We start from the raw sequence: 17,759 nt of genomic DNA on the forward strand, positions 1-17,759 counted from the left end.
CTGCATGTAGCTTTCCTCGACGCGCAGCTACCATGGGTCTTACCTGCTATTTGCCCGCAAGATTGGCTGCGGCAGGGGGATTATTTCGAATGAAATCAGGCGGATTTCCATGCACCGGACGAGCAACCGGAGCGACCGCGTAAAGCCTCAACCATTCACCGTAACCTTTGACCAGAAAGCCCCCCGATCGCTCTATGTACTGCTGCCGCGACGCTTCATAAACCCCCCGAAGCGCAAACCACGGCACATGCGGCAAGTCATGATGAACCAGATGGTAGTTGTTGTTCAGAAACAGCAGCCGCCAGAACCACGCAGCCTCGTTGATAACGGTGCGATGCTCGTAAGCATGTGCCGCGCGGTGTTCCTGAAACGAGCGGATCGAACCGAGCGACAACGATCCATAACCCGCACCGATGATAAAGACCCACGCCGGGATCGAGCAGACGCGCTGAAGCCACACCGTCAGTGCGGCTAGCGCGGCCAGATGGGCAAGCCACATCGGCACGTCACGCCAATCGCCACGTTTGATTTTGCCGAGCGCATCCGCGCCAGTTGCCGCGATCGCGAAAGCCGGCCCGACTAGCAGGCGGCCGGCAAAGGTATTGCGCAAGGTCAGCAGCGCGCGAATCGCAAAACCGGCGCGTTGCCACACAGGCGGACTCACGAAATAGCTTTCGGGATCATGCTCCGGGCGCGTCAGATGCGGATCGTCGTGATGCTGAAGATGCGCATCGCGGTAGACGCTGTACGGAAACCACACCGCGAGCGGCGCGAAGCCTAGCAGTGCGTTCAGGCGCGGCGAGCGCGTCGGGTGACCGTGCAGCAGTTCGTGCTGCAGGGACATGTACCAGGCGCCCAACAGCGCCAGCAGCGCGGTCGTCAGTGGAAGGCCGAGCGAGCGCGCGTGCATCGCTACGCCGAACCATCCTCCGTAAATCGTGACGATCAGCAGCCACGTCGGCCATTGTGTGCGCCATGCCCAGCTTGCGGCCTGGTGGGCGAGTGCCTTGCGTTGCGTGTCGTCGAGATATATCGCCATCGGCTGGGTCGGTCGGAATGCAGGTTTAGACCGATCCTACGGACCAATTGGCAGCACTAGAACCATTTTGTTCAGCAATGCATCTGCGTATAGATGCAAAAGCCGGGGGACACATCGCGGGCCCTTACGCAATGCGGCCAGACGCGGCGTGGCGCTCAGAACGCTTTGTGAACCTCGGGCAAGCGGCGCTCAACCGCCGTCCGCCACGCGGCAAGCATGATCGAGCAAACCTTCCGCCGTGCCGCTGCCATTGTCGATATCCAGACCGCTATTCACGATGAGCCAGCCGTCCTGTTCCGCCGATGGCCCGGCGCCGGTCACGAGGACGGTTTGCATCGCCATTGCCTGGCTGTTCGGGTTATCACGCGCAACGATGCGAAACGGATTGTCGGCCTGAGTGAGGGAAGTGACGCGCATGATCCGGTAGCGCTGGCCGTCGAGCGTATCCCAATGCCATTCGCCGGGAGCGTCCTTCGCGTGACGCGCCAGTGCGTCGCTTATCTTGCCCTGCATGCAATCGATATGAATATGCAACTGGTTTTGCGAGCGGCGAAATTGCGAATTGATCTCGAGGCCGAGTTGATTGTCGGGAAGGGTCCGCTTGACGGATTTCTCGACGTAAAGCCGCGAAGTCCATGCGTCGTCCCAGTAGTCCGACGCGTTCGGCGCCAGAATGAACGGGCTTTCTATGCCGGTGACGCGATCGGTCGGAATCAGTAGATGCTGTGAGCGGACGACGATATCCTTCAGGATTGCATAGCGTTTGTCGAGATTGACGATTGTGCACTGGCCCGGCGTGCCGGTGGCCTGTTGCGACGGGACGCAACGCACATCGACGATTTTCCAGAGTGCATTCGAATCGACTGCGGCAAGGCGCGCGCAGGCCGCGGCGATGCAGGCGAGCGCCAATGCCGAGACGGTTCGCAGAATCCTTTGCCGAACACGAGCCGGCTTTGATCTACTGGTCAGCAGCACTCGGATCGGCGGTTTTTGAGCGGTATGTTCAACGGCATCCTTGAGAGGCATCTTCAAGCAGCCCCTCAGAGCGCCGGCGCCGGCAGTACGCCGAGCAATTGCTCGACCGCGACGCCGATCGCCAGCAGCCGCCGATCCTCGCCGAGCGGGCCGTCCAGCTCCAGGCCGACCGGCAGGCCGGCGGCGGTCAGCCCAGCCGCCAGCGACAAGCCCGGAATGCCGGACGTGCTGGCCGGATCGGTATTGCGCAGGAACGCTTCCATCGTATCGATCGGCGCGGCGCCGTCGATCGATACGCTCGATGAACCGTTCAGGTCGTCGATGCGCGCCGCGGCGAGGCGAGTGGTCGGGAACAGCAGCGCGTCGAGACGCTCGTCGGCGAATGTCGCTGCGATGTACTGCTGCAAACGCGGCCGCCATTGCAGCAGTGCCGCGTCGTAACGATCGCCGAGCACGTCGGCGAGTACGTCGTCGTAGATCGCGCGCACATCCGGGCTCGCAATGCGGGTCGCCAGTTCAGCCACGGTCTTGACCGGCGCGTCGTTGGCGACGAGCCACGCGCGCACGTCCTCGCGCGCCTCATGGACTGCGATCGGACCGCCGACCAGGCCGTTCAGGGTTTCCAGTTCGCTCATCGCGACGGGCACGAAGGTGACGCCTGCTGCTTCGAGACGGCGCAACGCGGCGCGTGCGACTTCTTCCACCTGTTTTTCGAGCTCGTCCCAGAGCGGCGCGGGCAAACCGATGCGCAAGCCATTCAAGGCAAGCACGGGCAACGGCCCGGCCCCGGTGATCACGCCGTCGAGCAGAGCGACATCGGCAACCGTGCGGGCCATCGGTCCTACCGTATCGCGCGTATGGCTGATCGGCACGACGGCATTCGGGTCGTGATAGCGCCGCTCGGCGCCACCGTTGCCGACCGATGGGCGAAACCCCACCGTGCCCGTCAATGCCGCCGGAATGCGGGTCGAGCCGCCGGTGTCCGTGCCGAGACCCGCGGGCACAATGCGCGCGGCGATCGCGGCGGCCGTGCCGCCCGATGAGCCGCCAGGGATCAGGGTGGGGTTGTACGGATTGCGCACCGGTCCGGCGTGCGTGGCGAGGTTTGTGCTCGTGATGCCGAACGCGAGTTCGTGCATGTTGGCTTTGCCGAGCACGATTGCACCGGCATCGAGAAGCCGCTGTACCGAAGGCGCGTTCGTCTTCGGGACGAAACCCTCCAGAGCGGGCGTGCCTGCCGAGGTCTGCAGGCCGGCCGTGTTGATGTTGTCTTTCACGACGATGGGCAAACCGGCGAGCGGCAACTGCGCTTTTGCTTCGGGCGGCAATGCATCGATGCGCTGCGCGGCGGCCAGTGCGCCGTCGAGGTCGAGCGTGGTGAGCGCATTGAGGCTCGACAGCGATGCCGCGCGCGCGAGCAGCGTGGCTATATAGTCTGCGGCTTTGAGGCGCCCGGACTGGATCGCGGCGATTGCTTCGGTTGCGGTTAGGGCTAACTGTTGATCGACGGTCCACGTCATTGCAGGCGACTCCTTGAGATCAGGTGTCGTCTATTCTGGCACAGCCGTTTCAAAACCGACGTCAGGTGTCGCAATAAGCAATGAGGACTGTGCTGAAGGCCTGCGCTTGCCGGTTTGCCGGTCTATTTCCGGCTGTCGATCCACATGCGTCCCCAGCGGAACGCATAGGCGAGCGCATGTTCTTCGTCGAAGAAGTAGTCGAGCGCATCGAACGAATAGGCCTGACCCTGGCTTGCGGTGGTTTTCTCGATAGTCAGATTGGCAGCGAACAGGCCATTAGGCAGTTGTTGCGCAGCCGGTGCGACTTCGTAGCCTTTGTAGCGGATATGTGAATTCATGGTCGTGGCAGTGAGTGTGCCCGCGTGTGTTGCCAGGGAGCCGGCAGGCGGGACGCAACCCTGTGCGTCAGGCAACCGGTGAGTCAGCGGGCAGGATCAAGCGTAGGCCGCGCCGCGCAGCGGGTGAACCAATCTTTCCTCGTAAGCAAATCAGCGAGTTTCTGGAACGGTCTTCAGGAGGCTGGATCGGTCCATAGTCGCCAAGCGTAAAGACACTATCCAGCCTTGTTCGCGGATGGTCTGTTATGTGGCGCACGGTTTGGAACGGAGCGGGCGCGGCGCGTCGAGGAAATCGGCCGCCGAGGGGAGTTCGCAGAGGATTCTTGCAGAATTCGTGGACCGCGAGGCGCGGTCCACGAGGTCACACGAGGCGCGCTTAAACCGCGTGCAGCAAACGGGCGGGTTGTGCTTCCCTGGCAGCCTGGCCGAGCGGCGCGGCCGTCGGCGTGCGATGCGCGTTGAAGGCGAGCGCGAATTGCGCGGCCTGCTGGCCGACCGTGGCGAGCTGATCGACAACCTTGGCGTCCGAACAGGTGTCGACGGTGTCGAAACGCGTTTCGAGCGTGTTGATTCCCGCGCCGAACGGCGTGGGCCAGCCGCGCAATGCGTGGACGATCGAGCGCAGCGAGGTCAGCACCGAGCCGGCGGCCTGCCAGCCATACGCGGTGACGATACAGCCGACCGCGCGGCCATCCAGATACGGCCGCTCGTCGGCGCGCAGCTCCTCGAGCGTGTCCAGCGCGTTCTTGACGAGACCCGAAACGCCGCCGTGATAGCCGGGCGTCGCGATGATCAGCGCGTCCGCATGGCGCACGGCCTCGATCAGTTCGAGCTGTTCGTCGGTGCGTTGAGGGTTTTCCGGGGCGTAGTGGGGCAGGCTATGCAGGAAGGTGCCGCCGAACAGCCGGGTATTCGCGCCCGCGGCTTCCGCGCCACGCAGCGCAAAGCCGAGTGCGCGCTCGGTTGACGAGGCCGCGCGTGTCGTGCCGCCGATGCCGATGACAAGTGGCCGGCGCTGATGATCGAAACTGGTCAACGAAATGCTCCTTCGGTAGCGGCTCACGGGACGCTGGCGCGGGGCTGCGCGCAGACGAACCGGGGCGAACCGGACTTTGAAGCATTATCTTAATGAGCGCGGCGAGCCGGGCGAAGCGACTTTTTGTTCTAACGATATAACCGGGCGGGGTAACTGGCGGCTCGGGGGCCTGTTTGACGAAGGCCTTGAACCCGGCTTCGAAGCCGCTTAGGAACCCGCTCGGAACCCGCTCGGAGCCCGATGCGCCATCCTGTGCAATGCAGTTGAAGCCGCACGGGATAAGCATATGGCGAACCATTGTTTGGGGGTGCGATGACGCACGGCTATGATTGAGCCGTCTCCTCCATGACATCTCCTTGACATGGGATTTGGCCTCGCTACGTCAGTAGCGGGGCCTTTTTTTTCGTCTGGAGGTTCGGTGACAGAAGCGCCGGCTACTTCACGATAAAGCCGTTTTTCGCATGCTACGATGGTCCGCGAAGCGATTCCCCGCGAGGTCGAGCAAGCAATGGCAACCCTCTATGACATGCTCGGTGTGCCCATGCACGCCACCGGCGAAGAAATCAAACAGGCCTACCGCAAGGCCGCAATGAAATGGCATCCGGACCGCAACAGCGGCGCCGAGGAAGTTGCGCGCGCCACCTTCCAGGAAATCAAGGACGCGTACGCGATCCTCTCCGACGCCGCGCAGCGCAAGGTGTATGACACGGTCTATACCGAGCAGATGCGCGGCTGGGAAGCGCAGCGCGCACGCCAGCAGAAGGCGCAGGCCGAACGCGAGACGGCGGCGCGGGCCGCGGACGAAGTGGCCTATGCCGGGATGGTGTCGCTTGCCATGCGTTTCGCCGATGAGGGCCACAATCGCGACGTGCTGTTCGGCGTGCTGCTGGGGCGTCGATGCGAGGCGTTGCGAGCCGCGCAGATCGCCGACAGCGTGTCGGCTTTGCAGGCGTCGCGACGTGAAGCGGAGAGGGCGCAAGCTGCCGCCGAGGCGGCAACAAACGCAGCGGAGGCCCCCGACGTTGCAGCTACGGTTGCAGCCGCGGCGCAGGCACAAGCCATGAACGATGACGCCACCGTCAGGCAGGGCACGCCGTCTGACCCCGGCAAGCATGGCAATCCTCGCAAGCGCGAAGAAAGTGCCGGCGATGCCCACCCTGCCGGCGTGCTGGGCGGACTCTGGTTCCAGTTCCTGAACGGCTTGCGGTTCTAAAGAACCTCCACAGGCGGCACTGAAGCCGCCCAGGCTGCTTACTTGCGCACCTGCTCGCGCGGCTGGAAGAAAGCCAGACAGGCGCCGGCGAAGAGCGCCGCGGCAATCACGATCATGCCCGCATTGGTGCTGTTCGTGACGTCCTTCATCCATCCGACGATAGTCGGGCTGACGAAACCCGCCAGATTGCCCACCGAGTTGATCAAGCCGATGCCGGCCGCGGCGGCGCTGCCGCCCAGCATCGCGCTAGGCCATGCCCAGAAAACCGGCATCGTGGCGAGCACTCCGGCCGTGCCGATCGACAGCGCGATCATCGCGAGAACGACGTTCGACGTGAAAAACGTGGCAGCCAGCAGGCCCACGCTCGCCATCAGGCTCGCGGCGGCGAAATGCCAGCGGCGTTCGCGCATGCGGTCAGCGCTGCGGGCGATCAGCAGCATCGCGACGATCGCGCAGCCGTACGGGATGGCGGTGAGCATGCCGACATCCAGTGCATCTTTCACGCCGGCCGTTTTGATGAGCGTGGGCAAATAGAAGCTCACGCCGTAAAGACCCATCATGCAGCAGAAGTAAATCGCGGCCATGAACCACACCCGGCCATTGCTCAGCACGCTCGACAGCCCGGCGTGCAGCTTGCCGGCGCCGTCTTGCGCGATCCGCTGTTCGAGCAAGGTCTTTTCCTCTTCCGTGAGCCACTTCGCCGAACGGATACCATTCGGCAGGTATTTCAGCGTCATGACGCCGAGCACGATCGAAGGAATGGCTTCCAGCAGAAAGAGCCACTGCCAGTTTGCGAGTCCATGCACGCCGTTGAATGCCTGCATGATCCAGCCCGACAACGGACCGCCGAACACGCCGGCAACAGGAATGCCCATCATGAACAGCGCATTGACGCGGCTACGGCGCGCGGCCGGATACCAGTAGGTCAGGTACAGCACGATGCCGGGGAAGAAACCGGCTTCCGCGACGCCGAGCAGGAATCGCAACACATAGAACTGGGTTGGCGTGCTGACGAACAGGGTGGCGGCCGAAATGACCGCCCACGTAATCATGATGCGGCTGATCCACACGCGTGCGCCAAAGCGGTGCATCAATACGTTGCTGGGCACTTCGAAAAAGAAATAGCCGATGAAGAAAATCCCCGCGCCCAGCCCATAAACAGTGTCGCTAAAGTGCAGGTCGTTGAGCATTTGCAGCTTTGCAAAGCCGACGTTGACGCGGTCGAGATAGGCCGCGACGTAGCAGAGAAATAAAAAGGGCAGGAGGCGCCAGGTGACTTTGGCGTAAGCGAGGGATTCCAGTTTGTCCCGGCCGGCAGCAGGGTTCAGCGATGTAGCGTTCATGTGTCTCTAATTGCTATGGGATTTTCGTGCACGCTTGCAGTCACCGCGAAGGCCGCGTGGCTGGCGCGCGGTTGACAGCATACTGAAAGCATTCTTGCCGTGCAACAAACCGGGTCATGGAAGTGTCACGAACGCGCAAGACTGCTGCGGCAGAATCCGTCAGAGAGAAAAAGAACACAGGTACGGGGTGAGCGTGACCAGAAAATACAAGGTGCTGTTTCTCTGTCGCGAGAATTCAGCACGCAGCATCATTGCCGAAGCTTTACTGCGCGAACTGGCGGGACACCGGTTCGACGTATTCAGCGCGGGGCCGGAGCCGGCCGCGCGAGCTCACCCGACTGCGATCGCGCAATTGCGGCCGGGTATTTCGGACCTCGGCGTGCTCAGCCCGAAAAGCTGGCTGGAGTTCACCGGCGAGTGGGCGCCGCGAATGGACATCGTCATCGCCATGGACGAATGCGTTGCCGGGCACCATGCGCCGCTCTTTCCGGGTGAGCCCTCGTTGAGTAGCTGGATCTTTGCCGATCCGCTTGCCAACGGCTTGCCTGAGCTGGAGCAGGTCCGCGTATTTGAAAAGGTGTTCTGGCAAATCGTGCGACAGGTCAGCGCATTCATCGAGTCGCCGCGTTTCGCGGCGGCGCGGGAGACTGCCGCGAACACGGAGGCGCCGGCTCGCGTGAGCGGTACGATCTGACGGCTTAGCGGTTGGTCTGACGCGCAAGCGGGCTGCCGGCGAATGGGTCGTTTACCCAATCCACCTGTTTTCTCGGCTGCGGAGCAGGTGCCGGCGTGGCCGATAATTCGAAGTGGTCAATTGATTGACCTGCGCTAATTGCCTGTTTAAGCCATTGAGGCATTTCTCCCTGGCCATCCCAGCTATCTCCGGTTGCGCTGCGGTAGCGCGCGGCGGCTTGCCTCTTCGGTTCGGCCGCCAGCACGGCGGCGAGGTCTTCTGGTTTGATACCAAACTCTTCCATGCGATGGCGGAGATACGCAATCATGCTATCTCTCTTCCTTTCGTCCATAAGATATTCGTCCTTCTAAAGCGTGTGGCGTTCTGTCAGTTGCAGATTGCAAGGGGGAGCCGCGACAGCATTGAGCCCATGTAAATGGGGTCCGCCCGCGGTAAGGTTATTGATCGAAGGAAATCCTACTGGCAGCGTAAAAACGGTGCCTCATAAATTGCGTTACTGCCTATGCCCAGCGTGGCCGCCTATACGGCTGGCCGCGCCAATCAGTAAATATTCAAGCGCTGCGCCGCGCGGCAGGTACGGCTGGGTAAGCCTTACGGCCGCGATGGAAAAAACGGTGATGACGATACATTGATTGCGAATCGCCTGTCTCACGCCCGCACTCCGCCTTTCGCCGGTGTTTCGCGTGGGCTGCTGATTTGTGCGTTATTCCATCATCATAACGCACTGTTCGGGTAAATCACGCGCCAGCCTGACTGATTTTGTTGTCGCATGTCGCTGATCGGGGTACAAGCAGCTCGCCGCGCCGGGTTTGAAATCCTCAGTGGCCGACCTATAACGGAACAGCGGAACCACAATCTGCGTTTCCAGCCTGGTGGCGACCGATTCCGGCAAGCCACACGTGCCACCCGCACACCCCGGATCGGTCACAGGTTTGGCAACTACTTACCCGTTTAGTTCGGTGACTCGCCGCAGCAGTCCCGCATAGGCATTCGCCCGTCCGTCAGTTCGATCTGGCGATATGACGTTTTTTCGCGGATCAATTCTTTTTGAAGGGGATGACAGTTGCTGCGCCGGATTCGAGGAGTCTGGACATGAAACTACGTTTATTGATGATATCGGCAAGCGCCGCTCTCTTACTGGCACCGAATACGGCCGGCGCGTCAGGCAGCCAGCAGGATGAAACCGCGCCGGATCGGGTGTTGATGCAGAACGCAAACGAATCAGTGCAAGACACCACCGACATGTCGTTCGGTGAAACCATGATGCCGGCCGCCCAGCCGGTGCAGAACGTCTCCTATGGCGGCGTCGCCGCGGGCACGGCGCAAGCGGGAGGCCGGCAGGGGCGGCCGTGCTCGTCCGGGTCGCTATGCAGGATCTATTTCGGCCAATAGTCGGGCCATAGCGGGCCCTTGGCAAGGCGCCCATTCAGGAGGCGGTGAGGAGTGGCACGCCGCCTCTGTTATCGATTCGCGCCGCGTCATCACCCTGATCGAAATACCCACACGCCCGACTGCAATTTTACGGAGTCGTCAGCGGGCGATTTAATACGATGTTAAGGTGTGTCCCATTCAGGGTTTCACCCGCCGTCTTTTCCAATTGCAATCATTGGCACGCCACTATCGTCCTGCTTTTTATTCATGATTTGCCGTTCGGGAATTGATTAGTCCGGTGCAACTGCTCTAATCCCACCCGTTGTTTAGTTACTCGCAAACAATACTATGTTGATGGAAGATAATCTGCCGGCGAGCACTGCCTCGCCGGACGATGGGGCGTCGTCGTCCCTGCGCTCGTGGCTTGCTGTCGTGGCCGTTGCAATCGGTGCTTTTGCATTCGTGACCACGGAGTTTTTACCCGTTGGGCTGCTGCCACGCATAGCGGCGGATCTGGGCGTGATGCCCGGCACCGCCGGATTGATGGTCACGGTGCCGGGTGTCATTGCCGCCATCTCCGCGCCCGGTTTGATGCTGGTGGCCGGACGGATGGATCGCCGGCGGGTATTTCTATTGCTCACCGCCTTGCTGCTGGCGTCGAATCTGATTTCCGCATTTGCGCCGGACTTTCTATTCATGCTGGTTGGACGCGCGCTGCTCGGCGCCGCGTTGGGCGGATTCTGGACCTTGGCGACGGCAGCGTCGGCGCGTCTTGTTCGGCCGAAGGATTCGGCCAGAGCCATGGCGACGATTCTCACCGGCGTGACCTGCGCAACGGTGATCGGGGTGCCGCTCGGCACGTTCATCGCCAGCTTCGCTTCGTGGCGCGCGTCGTTCATGGCGACGGGCGGACTGGTCGCGGTCGCGCTCGTGGCCCAGTTTTTCTTCGTGCCGTCCTTGCCGTCGAATGCCGCCTTGCGGCTGCGCGATCTGGTGGCGCTGTTGCGCCGGCCGCATCCGCGTAGAAGCATGGTGATGGTGGGGCTCGTGTTCGGCGCGCACTTTTCCTCGTACACCTACATCACGCCGTTCCTGCTGCGCAATGCGAGTTTTACGATGTCGACGATCACGTGGCTGCTGCTCGGCTTCGGCATTATCGGCTTCTTCTCGAACTTCGCCGTTTCGTCGACGGTGACGCGCAACCTGAAACTATCGGTTGGCGCGATGGTGTCCCTGCTCATGTTCGCGCTGCTGGCAATGCCGCTCCTGCAGCAATCGCAGCCGGGCGTCGCCGCGCTCGTCCTCGCGTGGGGTGTTTCGTTCGGGGCGCTGCCGCTGTGCTTCAGCATCTGGATTCAACGCGCCACGCCGGACTTGCCGGAAGCGGGCTCAGCGCTGTTTGTCAGCATCATTCAGGTTGCCATTGCGCTGGGATCGCTCATTGGCGGCGTCGTGGTCGACCATGTCGGCATCTCCGCCGACTTTCTGTTCGGCAGCGGTCTGGCGCTACTGGGGCTCGCCGCGCTCGCGAGTTTTGGGCGGAGCGAACAGGTGGCCGCGGCGAAAGCGATCGCGTGTCCGGCATGCACTGATTAGTAAGGCGCCCGTCAAACCCGGATTCGCGACGACAGTTTGGGGCTTCGTCGCCCGGGTACCTGACCCGCCGCCACGGCACGAAAACTCTCGCTGAGGGTTTTAAGAGTTGTTTAAGTATCGCGTCCTACGCTGAAATCGGTTTTGTAGGGAAAGGGATGCGCGGCGCTCACGCCAGCGCGGTCCCGTGATGCCCCCTTCCGCGTCGCCTGGAGCGATGTCATGCGAACTGAACCGATGCGTGCGCTGCCCGCTGCCCGTCATCGCGACGGACTTGCGGAAGCGGTGTTAAAACCACGTAAGGCGAGACCACCTGACGTTAAGTCATCCAAAGTTACTGGCGGTTCTGCTGGTCGGGACACTGACCGCCTGCCACTCGCCATGGTCGCGGACCCTTCCACCCAGCATCCTTTTTCCATGCCGTTGCCGAACTACTGCAGGAATGAATATCGTTCGCGCGCGAATCACCCGAACCTTCTCGTGGTTGTCGGCGTGTGCACGCACCTTGGCTGCACACCCAGGCCGCGATTTCAAGAGGGGCCGCAAGCCAATCTGCCCGACAACTGGCCGGGCGGCTTCCTGTGCCCCTGTCATGGATCGACATACGATCTCGCTGGCCGTGTGTTCAAAGATAAACCCGCACCGCAAAACCTGGATGTGCCACGCTACATGTTTGCGTCGCCTGCCAGCGTTGTGATTGGGAAAGACGAGCAGGGCGAGGTGTGATCGTCCTCGTGCGTGGCGGTTGAGGAGGGCATCTTATCGGCGCGCGCGATTAAAGACCTGGCACGAGATCCGATCTGGCGCGGCTGAAACAAAGCAGCCGTATGCATACCCGAACACCTAAGTTGGGCAACCGATTTGCGTAGCCAGGTCGTTCAAATCCGTCGTGATGAAGTCCCAGGCCTGCTCGGCATGCAAGTCGGTCTTTTGCGCGGGACCATGCTCGGTCGACCTCAAGACGAACGCCGTTTTGAGGCCGCACTGACGCGCCGCTGCCAGATCGCTATTGTGAGCGGCGACCATGCACACCTCCGAAGGCTCGAGGCCAAGGATCTCGGCCGTTTCGAGGTAGACCTGTGGCGAAGGCTTGTACGCGCGAACGACTTCCGCACCCAGAATCGCGTCCCAAGGGAGCGCGGCGCGTTTCGCCATGTCGAGTATGAGTCTGATATTGCCGTTCGATAGTGGCGCGATCATGAAACGACGCTTGAGCCGCAGGAGCCCCTCGATGGAATCGGGCCACGGGTCGAGGCGGTGCCAGCTGTGGTTCAGCGCATCGAGTTCATCCGCGGGAATCGAACTGACGTCGATGCCGTAGTCGGCTAGCACTTTGAGCAGGTTTTCCCGGTGCAGTACGTCGAGCCGGACAAACGGCCGGCGGCCACTGCGTATCTCGCCCATTGCGGGCACATATTGACGCCGCCATGCATCCGCGAACTCATACGCGTCAATCGATGCTGCATGCCGCCCAAGGAAAGGGCGCAAGTCGCGCGCGACCCCGCCGCGCCAGTCGACGACTGTTCCGAACACATCAAACAGAAGCGCTTTGATTTCTGAGCTATGGGTCACGTCGCAAACCTCCTCGCAAGTTCGGCAGAAAGCGAGTCTAACCGGAGGCTGGAATGATGCCTATGACATGCGCTCCAGATCCACGGGGGCGGCAGGAACAGCACGTCGGCAAGAGCGTTGCTGATTGGGCAACAGCGGAAGCGACATCGGCACCTCTGCCATGCCTTGTGATGATGTGGACCTGTCTCACAAGGACACGCCAATACCTCAGCGCGAGCGACCACGTGACGACACGTGATCGCATTAAGCTCAGTTGACTCAAACCCCGAGCGCACGGCCGTCGCTACGTGGATCGTGCGCGCCTGCTGCTGCGCCATCCGGCTCGATGCGGATCACGCCTGGATGGCCCGCCAGCGGACTCTGGGCCGGAATCACACTCATCTCATGCCCACGTGCAGCGAGTTCGGCGAACACGTCGGCGCCGGCGTCTGCTTCGAGCTTCAAGGCATCGCGCGTATCGGAGAAGGTCCTGCCGAGCAGAAAGCGCGGACGGGCGAGGGCAGTGAGCGGGTCCATCCCGTAGTCGACCAGGCGCGTGAGGATCGCGGCCAGCGTTTGTGGCTGACCGTCGGCGCCTTGCGTACCGAACAGCAGGTATGGCTGGCCATTCTTCAGATACATGCCGGGGTTGAGCGTATGGAACGGCCGCTTGCCCGGTTGCACGACGTTGTGATGCACTGGATTCGTGCTGAACGACGCGCCGCGGTTGTGCCACAGAATCCCCGTGTCGCCCGCCACGATGCCGCTCCCCCAGTCGAAGTAAACCGTTTGCAGAACACTCACGCTGCGGCCTTCGCTATCCGTCGCGCCGATAAATACCGTGTCGCCCGGTCGGAATACGTGAGGCCATGCGCGCGCTTCACGCAGATTGATCGAGCGTGCATGCGCATCGAGCGTGGCGAGCGACAGCATGTCGTCGACCGGCACGTGATTGAACTCAGGATCGGACACGAAGCGGTCGCGGTCCGCAAACGCGCACTTCACTGCTTCCACTAGCAAGTGATAGTAATCGGCACTGCCTTCGGCGATCTGCGCGACATCGAAACGCTCGAGGATGCCCATGATCTGCAGAGTCGTTACCCCTTGAGTCGGCGGCTGCATGCTGACCAGTTCACCGCCACGATAGGCCACGCGCAATGGCGCCTCGTCGCGTGCTTGCGTTCGCGCCAGATCGCTCAACGTCAGCGGCGAGCCAGCTTCGCGCAAACCGAGTGCGATCCGCTCTGCAAGCTCGCCCTCATAGAATTCGCGAGCGCCGAAGCGGGCAATCCGCTCGATGCTTTTGGCCAGTGCGGGTTGCGCGAAACGTTCGGCAATGGCAGGAATACGGCCGTGCGGTGCGAAAGTCGCCGCAAAGCCGGGCAACGAGCGCAGTTCATTGGCGCGGAGTGTTTGCCAGAAATGCTGCGAAGGCGTGACGGGAAACCCATTCGCTGCATAGTCAAGCGCGTGATCGAACAGCGATGCCCATGATTGCTGCCCGCCCCATGACGTCCGGCTGATTTGATAAGCCTGATGCCACGTGTCGACGGTCGCCGCCGTGGTGATCGCTGACGCAGCACCGCGCAAAGGAATCGCGCCGCCGTACGGCGGCAGTTGCGCCGCGGCCTGGCCGATGCCCGACACCGTGCGCAACGTCCCTTGCCGGTCGCCGATCACCCAGAAAGCGTCGCCGCCGAGCCCAGTGAAATGCGGATACGTCACGCACAGCGCCGCGCCGATGGCAATCGCGGCTTCGATCGCGTTGCCGCCCGCACGCAGTACGTCCAGACCCGCGGCGCTAGCAGCGGCGTGCGGGCTGGTGACCATGCCGCAGGTGCTGTTGGCGAGTTTCAGATTGTGCATCAATGTTCCGCTACTGAAGATTCGCCAAGGTGTGCTGCGCGTATAGATCGCGCGCGAAGGCAAGCAACGCTCGGTCGCTGCCGCGCGTGCCGATGAGCGACAGCGCAAGCGGACGATCGATTTCGTCGGTGAATGGCAGCGTGATTTGCGGCAGGCCGCCAATCGCGGCGATCGAGTTCATCGTGAGCGCAGCTTCATAGAAGCGGCCGATTGCGGCGCCCGATGCGTCTTTCGGCAACAGCGCAACGGGCGTGGTCGGCATGAGCAGCACGGCATCGGGTTCGAACATCGCATCCAGCATGCTGCGTAGTTGGCGCTGGGTGGCACGCCATTGCGCGGCCTGCTTTCGATCGAGCGTCTCCAGCCGCGCAAAGCGGGCCGCAATGGATGGACCGAAACGCGGCCGCGCCGAACGGATCCAGTCGCCGAGCGAGGCGTCGATTTCAAGGTCCTGCACGGCCTGATAACACGCGAGCCAGCTCGCTTCGTCCCCGGCGAACAGATCGAGCGACGTGTCCGCGCCTAACAATTCAGCTAACGCCTCAAGGCGTAAAGCATCGTCGGGCTCGTTGCGCGCACGAGCGGCGAACGCCTCGGCGACACGAACCAGGCGCAACGGCTGCCCGGACGAGGAAGCCGCAGAGGGCGCTTGCGGCAGCAGTACGTCGCCCACCGCGGCAAGCCCATCGATCGATCGCGCGAACCAGCCGACCGTGTCGAAGCACGGGGCGAAGGGCAACACGCCTTCGAGCGAGATTGCATCGTGACTCGGCCGCATACCCCACAACCCGCAGAACGCAGCGGGAACGCGCACCGAGCCGCCGGTATCGGTGCCTAACGCGAAGTCCACCTCACCGCCGGCCACTGCCGACGCAGAGCCGCTAGACGATCCGCCTGGCAACGCATGCGGCCAACGCGGATTGAGCGGCGTGCCGTCATGATGGTTGGCGCCTTCGAGGCTATAGGCTAGTTCGTCGGTAATCGTCTTGCCGTCGAGCGTCGCGCCGGCAGCCAGTAGCGCACCGACACAGGGCGCATGACAGCGCGCCGGCTCGTGGCTTTCCCGCCAGTCAGGATTGCCGCCACCGGTCGTCACGCCCGCGACGTCGATCAGATCCTTCACCGCAAAGCGCAGGCCATCGAGCGGCCCGCTCGCAGTCGCAGCCACCCGTACGCGTGGGCCAGAGATAAACGCACTCATGCAGCATCCGCCAAGGCATCGACGATGCGCGCCGAATCCGTGACGAAGCCAAAGCACTTCTTCACGTTCCAGACGGTCGCCTCCGTGCAGAACGCCGGCGACGACGTCGCGCAGCAGTCTTCCACCAGCACGCAGCCATAACCGAGAAAGTTGGCGTCGGTCAGCGAATGCAGCACGCACTGATCGGTGTTCACGCCCGCGAACATCACCGTGCGAATGCCGAGGTTGCGCAGGATGCTGTCGAGCGGCGTGTCCCAGAAACCGCTGATGCGGTACTTGTCCACGCAGATATCCTCGGGTAGCGGCTTGAGTTCGTCGACCACTGCAGCTGCCCAGGAATCCTTCTCAAGCACATGCGAGCCGTTGCTCGCGAGCGGTTCGCCGAGGCCTGTGCCAGTTCCGGTCGGCTTATATAGATGCAACTGGTTCGGCGGCATGTTGGCGAGGTCGGGCCGGTTTCCCCAATTGACCCAGATAACCGGCACGCCGCTGCGACGCAGAGCCGGCAGCAGGCGCTGCAATGGTGCAATCGGCGCGCGGTCCACCGCGAAATCGCCCCCAATCTGGGCAACCCATCCTCCGTTGGTGCAGAAATCATTCTGCATGTCGATGACGACGATCGCGGTGCTGCGCAGGTCGATGCGCACGTTTTGCGGTTCGCACGACAGCGTCGCGACGATTGGTTCGGGCGGGGGCAAGGACATGTCGACCAGTTTCTCGCTGGCACTCCAGCGAGAGCGGCCGTCGCGGCCCAACTGGCCGGAAACGCTTGTGCCATATGCGTCGTGTTGTTTCATCGGAGGTTCTCCATCGTGTCTGAATCGCCATAAAAATGGTGCTGCCAGGACCTTGCCGCACGGTGCGTTTGCGGCGCGCAGTCCGTTGTTTCGAGCAGATCGGAACGAAGTCCGGCGTCTGTCAAAAGCACGGCATGGCATCGAAGTTGCATCTGTTTCGTTCATGAATAACCTACTTACCCAAACCAAACGCAAGAGGAATGCCAGAATGTCGATCGTCAAGTTCAAAACCCTCGCCACCTGCGTCGTGGCGCTCGCCGTATCCACCAGCGCGGTTCATGCAGTTGCTGCCGATCCGCTGCGGGTCGGCGTGCTGATTCCCGGTTCGAAATCGGACAAGGGCTGGATGGAATCCGGCTACGACGGGCTCGTTGCCGCGCAGAAGGAACTGGGCCCGAAGCTCAAGACGCAGATGATCGAAAACATCAATTACGCCGACATGGAACAGGCGCTGACCAACCTCGCGTCGAAGAACCAGTTGGTGATCGGTGTGGGCGGGCAGACCCAGGCGTCGGTGCTGAAGATCGCCAAGCGCTTTCCCAATGTGAGGTTCGCGATCGTCGGCGGCAACAAGGGGCAGGACATGCCGCCGAACGTGGCGGGCTATGACGTCAAGCAGGCGGAGATCGCATACGTCGCCGGCGCGGCCGCGGCGATGCTGTCGAAGAACGGCGCGGTCAGTTACGTGGGCGGCATGGAGATTCCGTCAATCGTCAACGCCGGCAAGGAGTTCGGCAACGGCGCGCGCTCCATCAATCCGAAGATCAAGTACTTCGAGAGCTACACGGGCGATTTCGACAATGTTTCGAAGGCGAAGGAGGCCACGCTGGCGGCCATCTCTCAGGGCGCGGACGTTCACTATCACATCCTCAATCTCGGCTTGCGCGGCATGGAGCAGGCGGCCAACGAGAAGCACACGCATGTGATCGGCAGCTATACCGACCGGTGCGGCACGGACCCGCTGTATATCGCGTATTCGATTACCGGCGTCGGCTATCAGGTGCAGTATGCAATCGACCAGATGGCGGCCGGCACGTGGCAGCCGGGCTATAAGGCGTTCGGCCTGGCAATGGGGCCGAAGGCGTCGGGCATGGTTGTCTGCAAGCCGACGCCGGAGATGGCGACGAAAATCAGGCAGATCGAACAGGACATCGAGAGCGGCAAGATCAAGGTATCGGAAGGCTGAGATGGACGCTACTCCAGCTTCTGCCGCTTGCGCAAC

General features: G+C 62.2%; 16 protein-coding genes and 1 pseudogene. 6 read left to right on the forward strand and 11 right to left on the reverse strand.

All coding sequences use genetic code 11. From position 1 onward, the window contains the following. Nucleotides 1-46: 46 nt before the first annotated feature. From GH665_RS28115 to GH665_RS28135, 5 genes are all read right to left on the reverse strand, one after another. Nucleotides 47-1,039 carry a fatty acid desaturase gene (locus GH665_RS28115; RefSeq protein WP_153140500.1) on the reverse strand — a complete coding sequence of 331 codons (993 nt, stop codon included), beginning with the start codon at nt 1,037-1,039 and terminating at the stop codon, nt 47-49. A 189-nt stretch (nt 1,040-1,228) separates the two neighbouring features. Continuing rightward, nucleotides 1,229-1,948, reverse strand: coding sequence for a CDP-diacylglycerol diphosphatase (locus GH665_RS28120; protein WP_343038771.1), 720 nt, complete (start codon nt 1,946-1,948; stop codon nt 1,229-1,231). 131 nt (nt 1,949-2,079) lie between these two features. Beyond that, nucleotides 2,080-3,534, reverse strand: a complete 1,455-nt coding sequence (gene iaaH / locus GH665_RS28125) for an indoleacetamide hydrolase (protein WP_153140501.1) — start codon at nt 3,532-3,534, stop codon at nt 2,080-2,082. A gap of 122 nt (nt 3,535-3,656) precedes the next feature. Further along, on the reverse strand, nt 3,657-3,872 hold the full coding sequence (locus GH665_RS28130) for a hypothetical protein (protein ID WP_028645884.1): 216 nt from the start codon (nt 3,870-3,872) through the stop codon (nt 3,657-3,659). A gap of 376 nt (nt 3,873-4,248) precedes the next feature. Further along, a complete protein-coding gene (locus tag GH665_RS28135; RefSeq protein ID WP_153140502.1) occupies nt 4,249-4,908 on the reverse strand; it encodes an NADPH-dependent FMN reductase in 660 nt (219 codons plus the stop codon). A 508-nt stretch (nt 4,909-5,416) separates the two neighbouring features. On the opposite strand from GH665_RS28135, the gene GH665_RS28140 reads away from it, so the two are divergent. Beyond that, entirely contained in the window at nt 5,417-6,121 is a 705-nt protein-coding gene (locus tag GH665_RS28140) for a J domain-containing protein (RefSeq protein WP_153140503.1), read from the forward strand. Between the two features lie 38 nt (nt 6,122-6,159). Here the strand turns inward: GH665_RS28140 and GH665_RS28145 are convergent, their stop codons facing one another. After that, nucleotides 6,160-7,464, reverse strand: a complete 1,305-nt coding sequence (locus GH665_RS28145; protein WP_153140504.1) for an MFS transporter — start codon at nt 7,462-7,464, stop codon at nt 6,160-6,162. 193 nt (nt 7,465-7,657) lie between these two features. Between GH665_RS28145 and GH665_RS28150 the strand changes: the two genes are divergently transcribed. Beyond that, nucleotides 7,658-8,158: an arsenate-mycothiol transferase ArsC gene (locus tag GH665_RS28150; protein WP_153140505.1), complete on the forward strand. Its 501-nt coding sequence runs from the start codon at nt 7,658-7,660 to the stop codon at nt 8,156-8,158. A 4-nt stretch (nt 8,159-8,162) separates the two neighbouring features. Here the strand turns inward: GH665_RS28150 and GH665_RS28155 are convergent, their stop codons facing one another. Beyond that, nucleotides 8,163-8,489, reverse strand: a complete 327-nt coding sequence (locus tag GH665_RS28155; RefSeq protein ID WP_028194748.1) for an H-NS histone family protein — start codon at nt 8,487-8,489, stop codon at nt 8,163-8,165. Between the two features lie 761 nt (nt 8,490-9,250). On the opposite strand from GH665_RS28155, the gene GH665_RS28160 reads away from it, so the two are divergent. The 3 genes and pseudogenes from GH665_RS28160 to petA all read left to right on the forward strand — a co-directional run. Next, nucleotides 9,251-9,550, forward strand: a complete 300-nt coding sequence (locus GH665_RS28160) for a hypothetical protein (protein WP_153140506.1) — start codon at nt 9,251-9,253, stop codon at nt 9,548-9,550. A 327-nt stretch (nt 9,551-9,877) separates the two neighbouring features. After that, nucleotides 9,878-11,125: an MFS transporter gene (locus GH665_RS28165; protein ID WP_153140507.1), complete on the forward strand. Its 1,248-nt coding sequence runs from the start codon at nt 9,878-9,880 to the stop codon at nt 11,123-11,125. Between the two features lie 381 nt (nt 11,126-11,506). Beyond that, a pseudogene (petA, locus tag GH665_RS28170) lies at nt 11,507-11,848 on the forward strand (ubiquinol-cytochrome c reductase iron-sulfur subunit); the annotation flags it as partial. Nucleotides 11,849-11,965: 117 nt separating this feature from the next. On the opposite strand, the gene GH665_RS28175 reads toward petA, so the two are convergent. From GH665_RS28175 to GH665_RS28190, 4 genes are all read right to left on the reverse strand, one after another. Then, nucleotides 11,966-12,694 carry a haloacid dehalogenase type II gene (locus tag GH665_RS28175; RefSeq protein ID WP_153140508.1) on the reverse strand — a complete coding sequence of 243 codons (729 nt, stop codon included), beginning with the start codon at nt 12,692-12,694 and terminating at the stop codon, nt 11,966-11,968. A 258-nt stretch (nt 12,695-12,952) separates the two neighbouring features. After that, a complete protein-coding gene (locus GH665_RS28180) occupies nt 12,953-14,539 on the reverse strand; it encodes a gamma-glutamyltransferase family protein (RefSeq protein WP_153140509.1) in 1,587 nt (528 codons plus the stop codon). 10 nt (nt 14,540-14,549) lie between these two features. Then, entirely contained in the window at nt 14,550-15,740 is a 1,191-nt protein-coding gene (locus tag GH665_RS28185) for an amidase (protein ID WP_153140510.1), read from the reverse strand. Then, nucleotides 15,737-16,537, reverse strand: coding sequence for a cysteine hydrolase family protein (locus GH665_RS28190; RefSeq protein ID WP_153140511.1), 801 nt, complete (start codon nt 16,535-16,537; stop codon nt 15,737-15,739). The genes GH665_RS28185 and GH665_RS28190 overlap by 4 nt, the downstream gene beginning before the upstream one ends. A gap of 208 nt (nt 16,538-16,745) precedes the next feature. Here GH665_RS28190 and GH665_RS28195 point away from each other — a divergent pair, with 208 nt between their 5' ends. Further along, nucleotides 16,746-17,723, forward strand: a complete 978-nt coding sequence (locus GH665_RS28195; protein WP_153140512.1) for a BMP family protein — start codon at nt 16,746-16,748, stop codon at nt 17,721-17,723. Nucleotides 17,724-17,759 lie beyond the last annotated feature (36 nt).

Source organism: Paraburkholderia agricolaris (genome assembly GCF_009455635.1).
GTDB classification, from domain to species: domain Bacteria; phylum Pseudomonadota; class Gammaproteobacteria; order Burkholderiales; family Burkholderiaceae; genus Paraburkholderia; species Paraburkholderia agricolaris.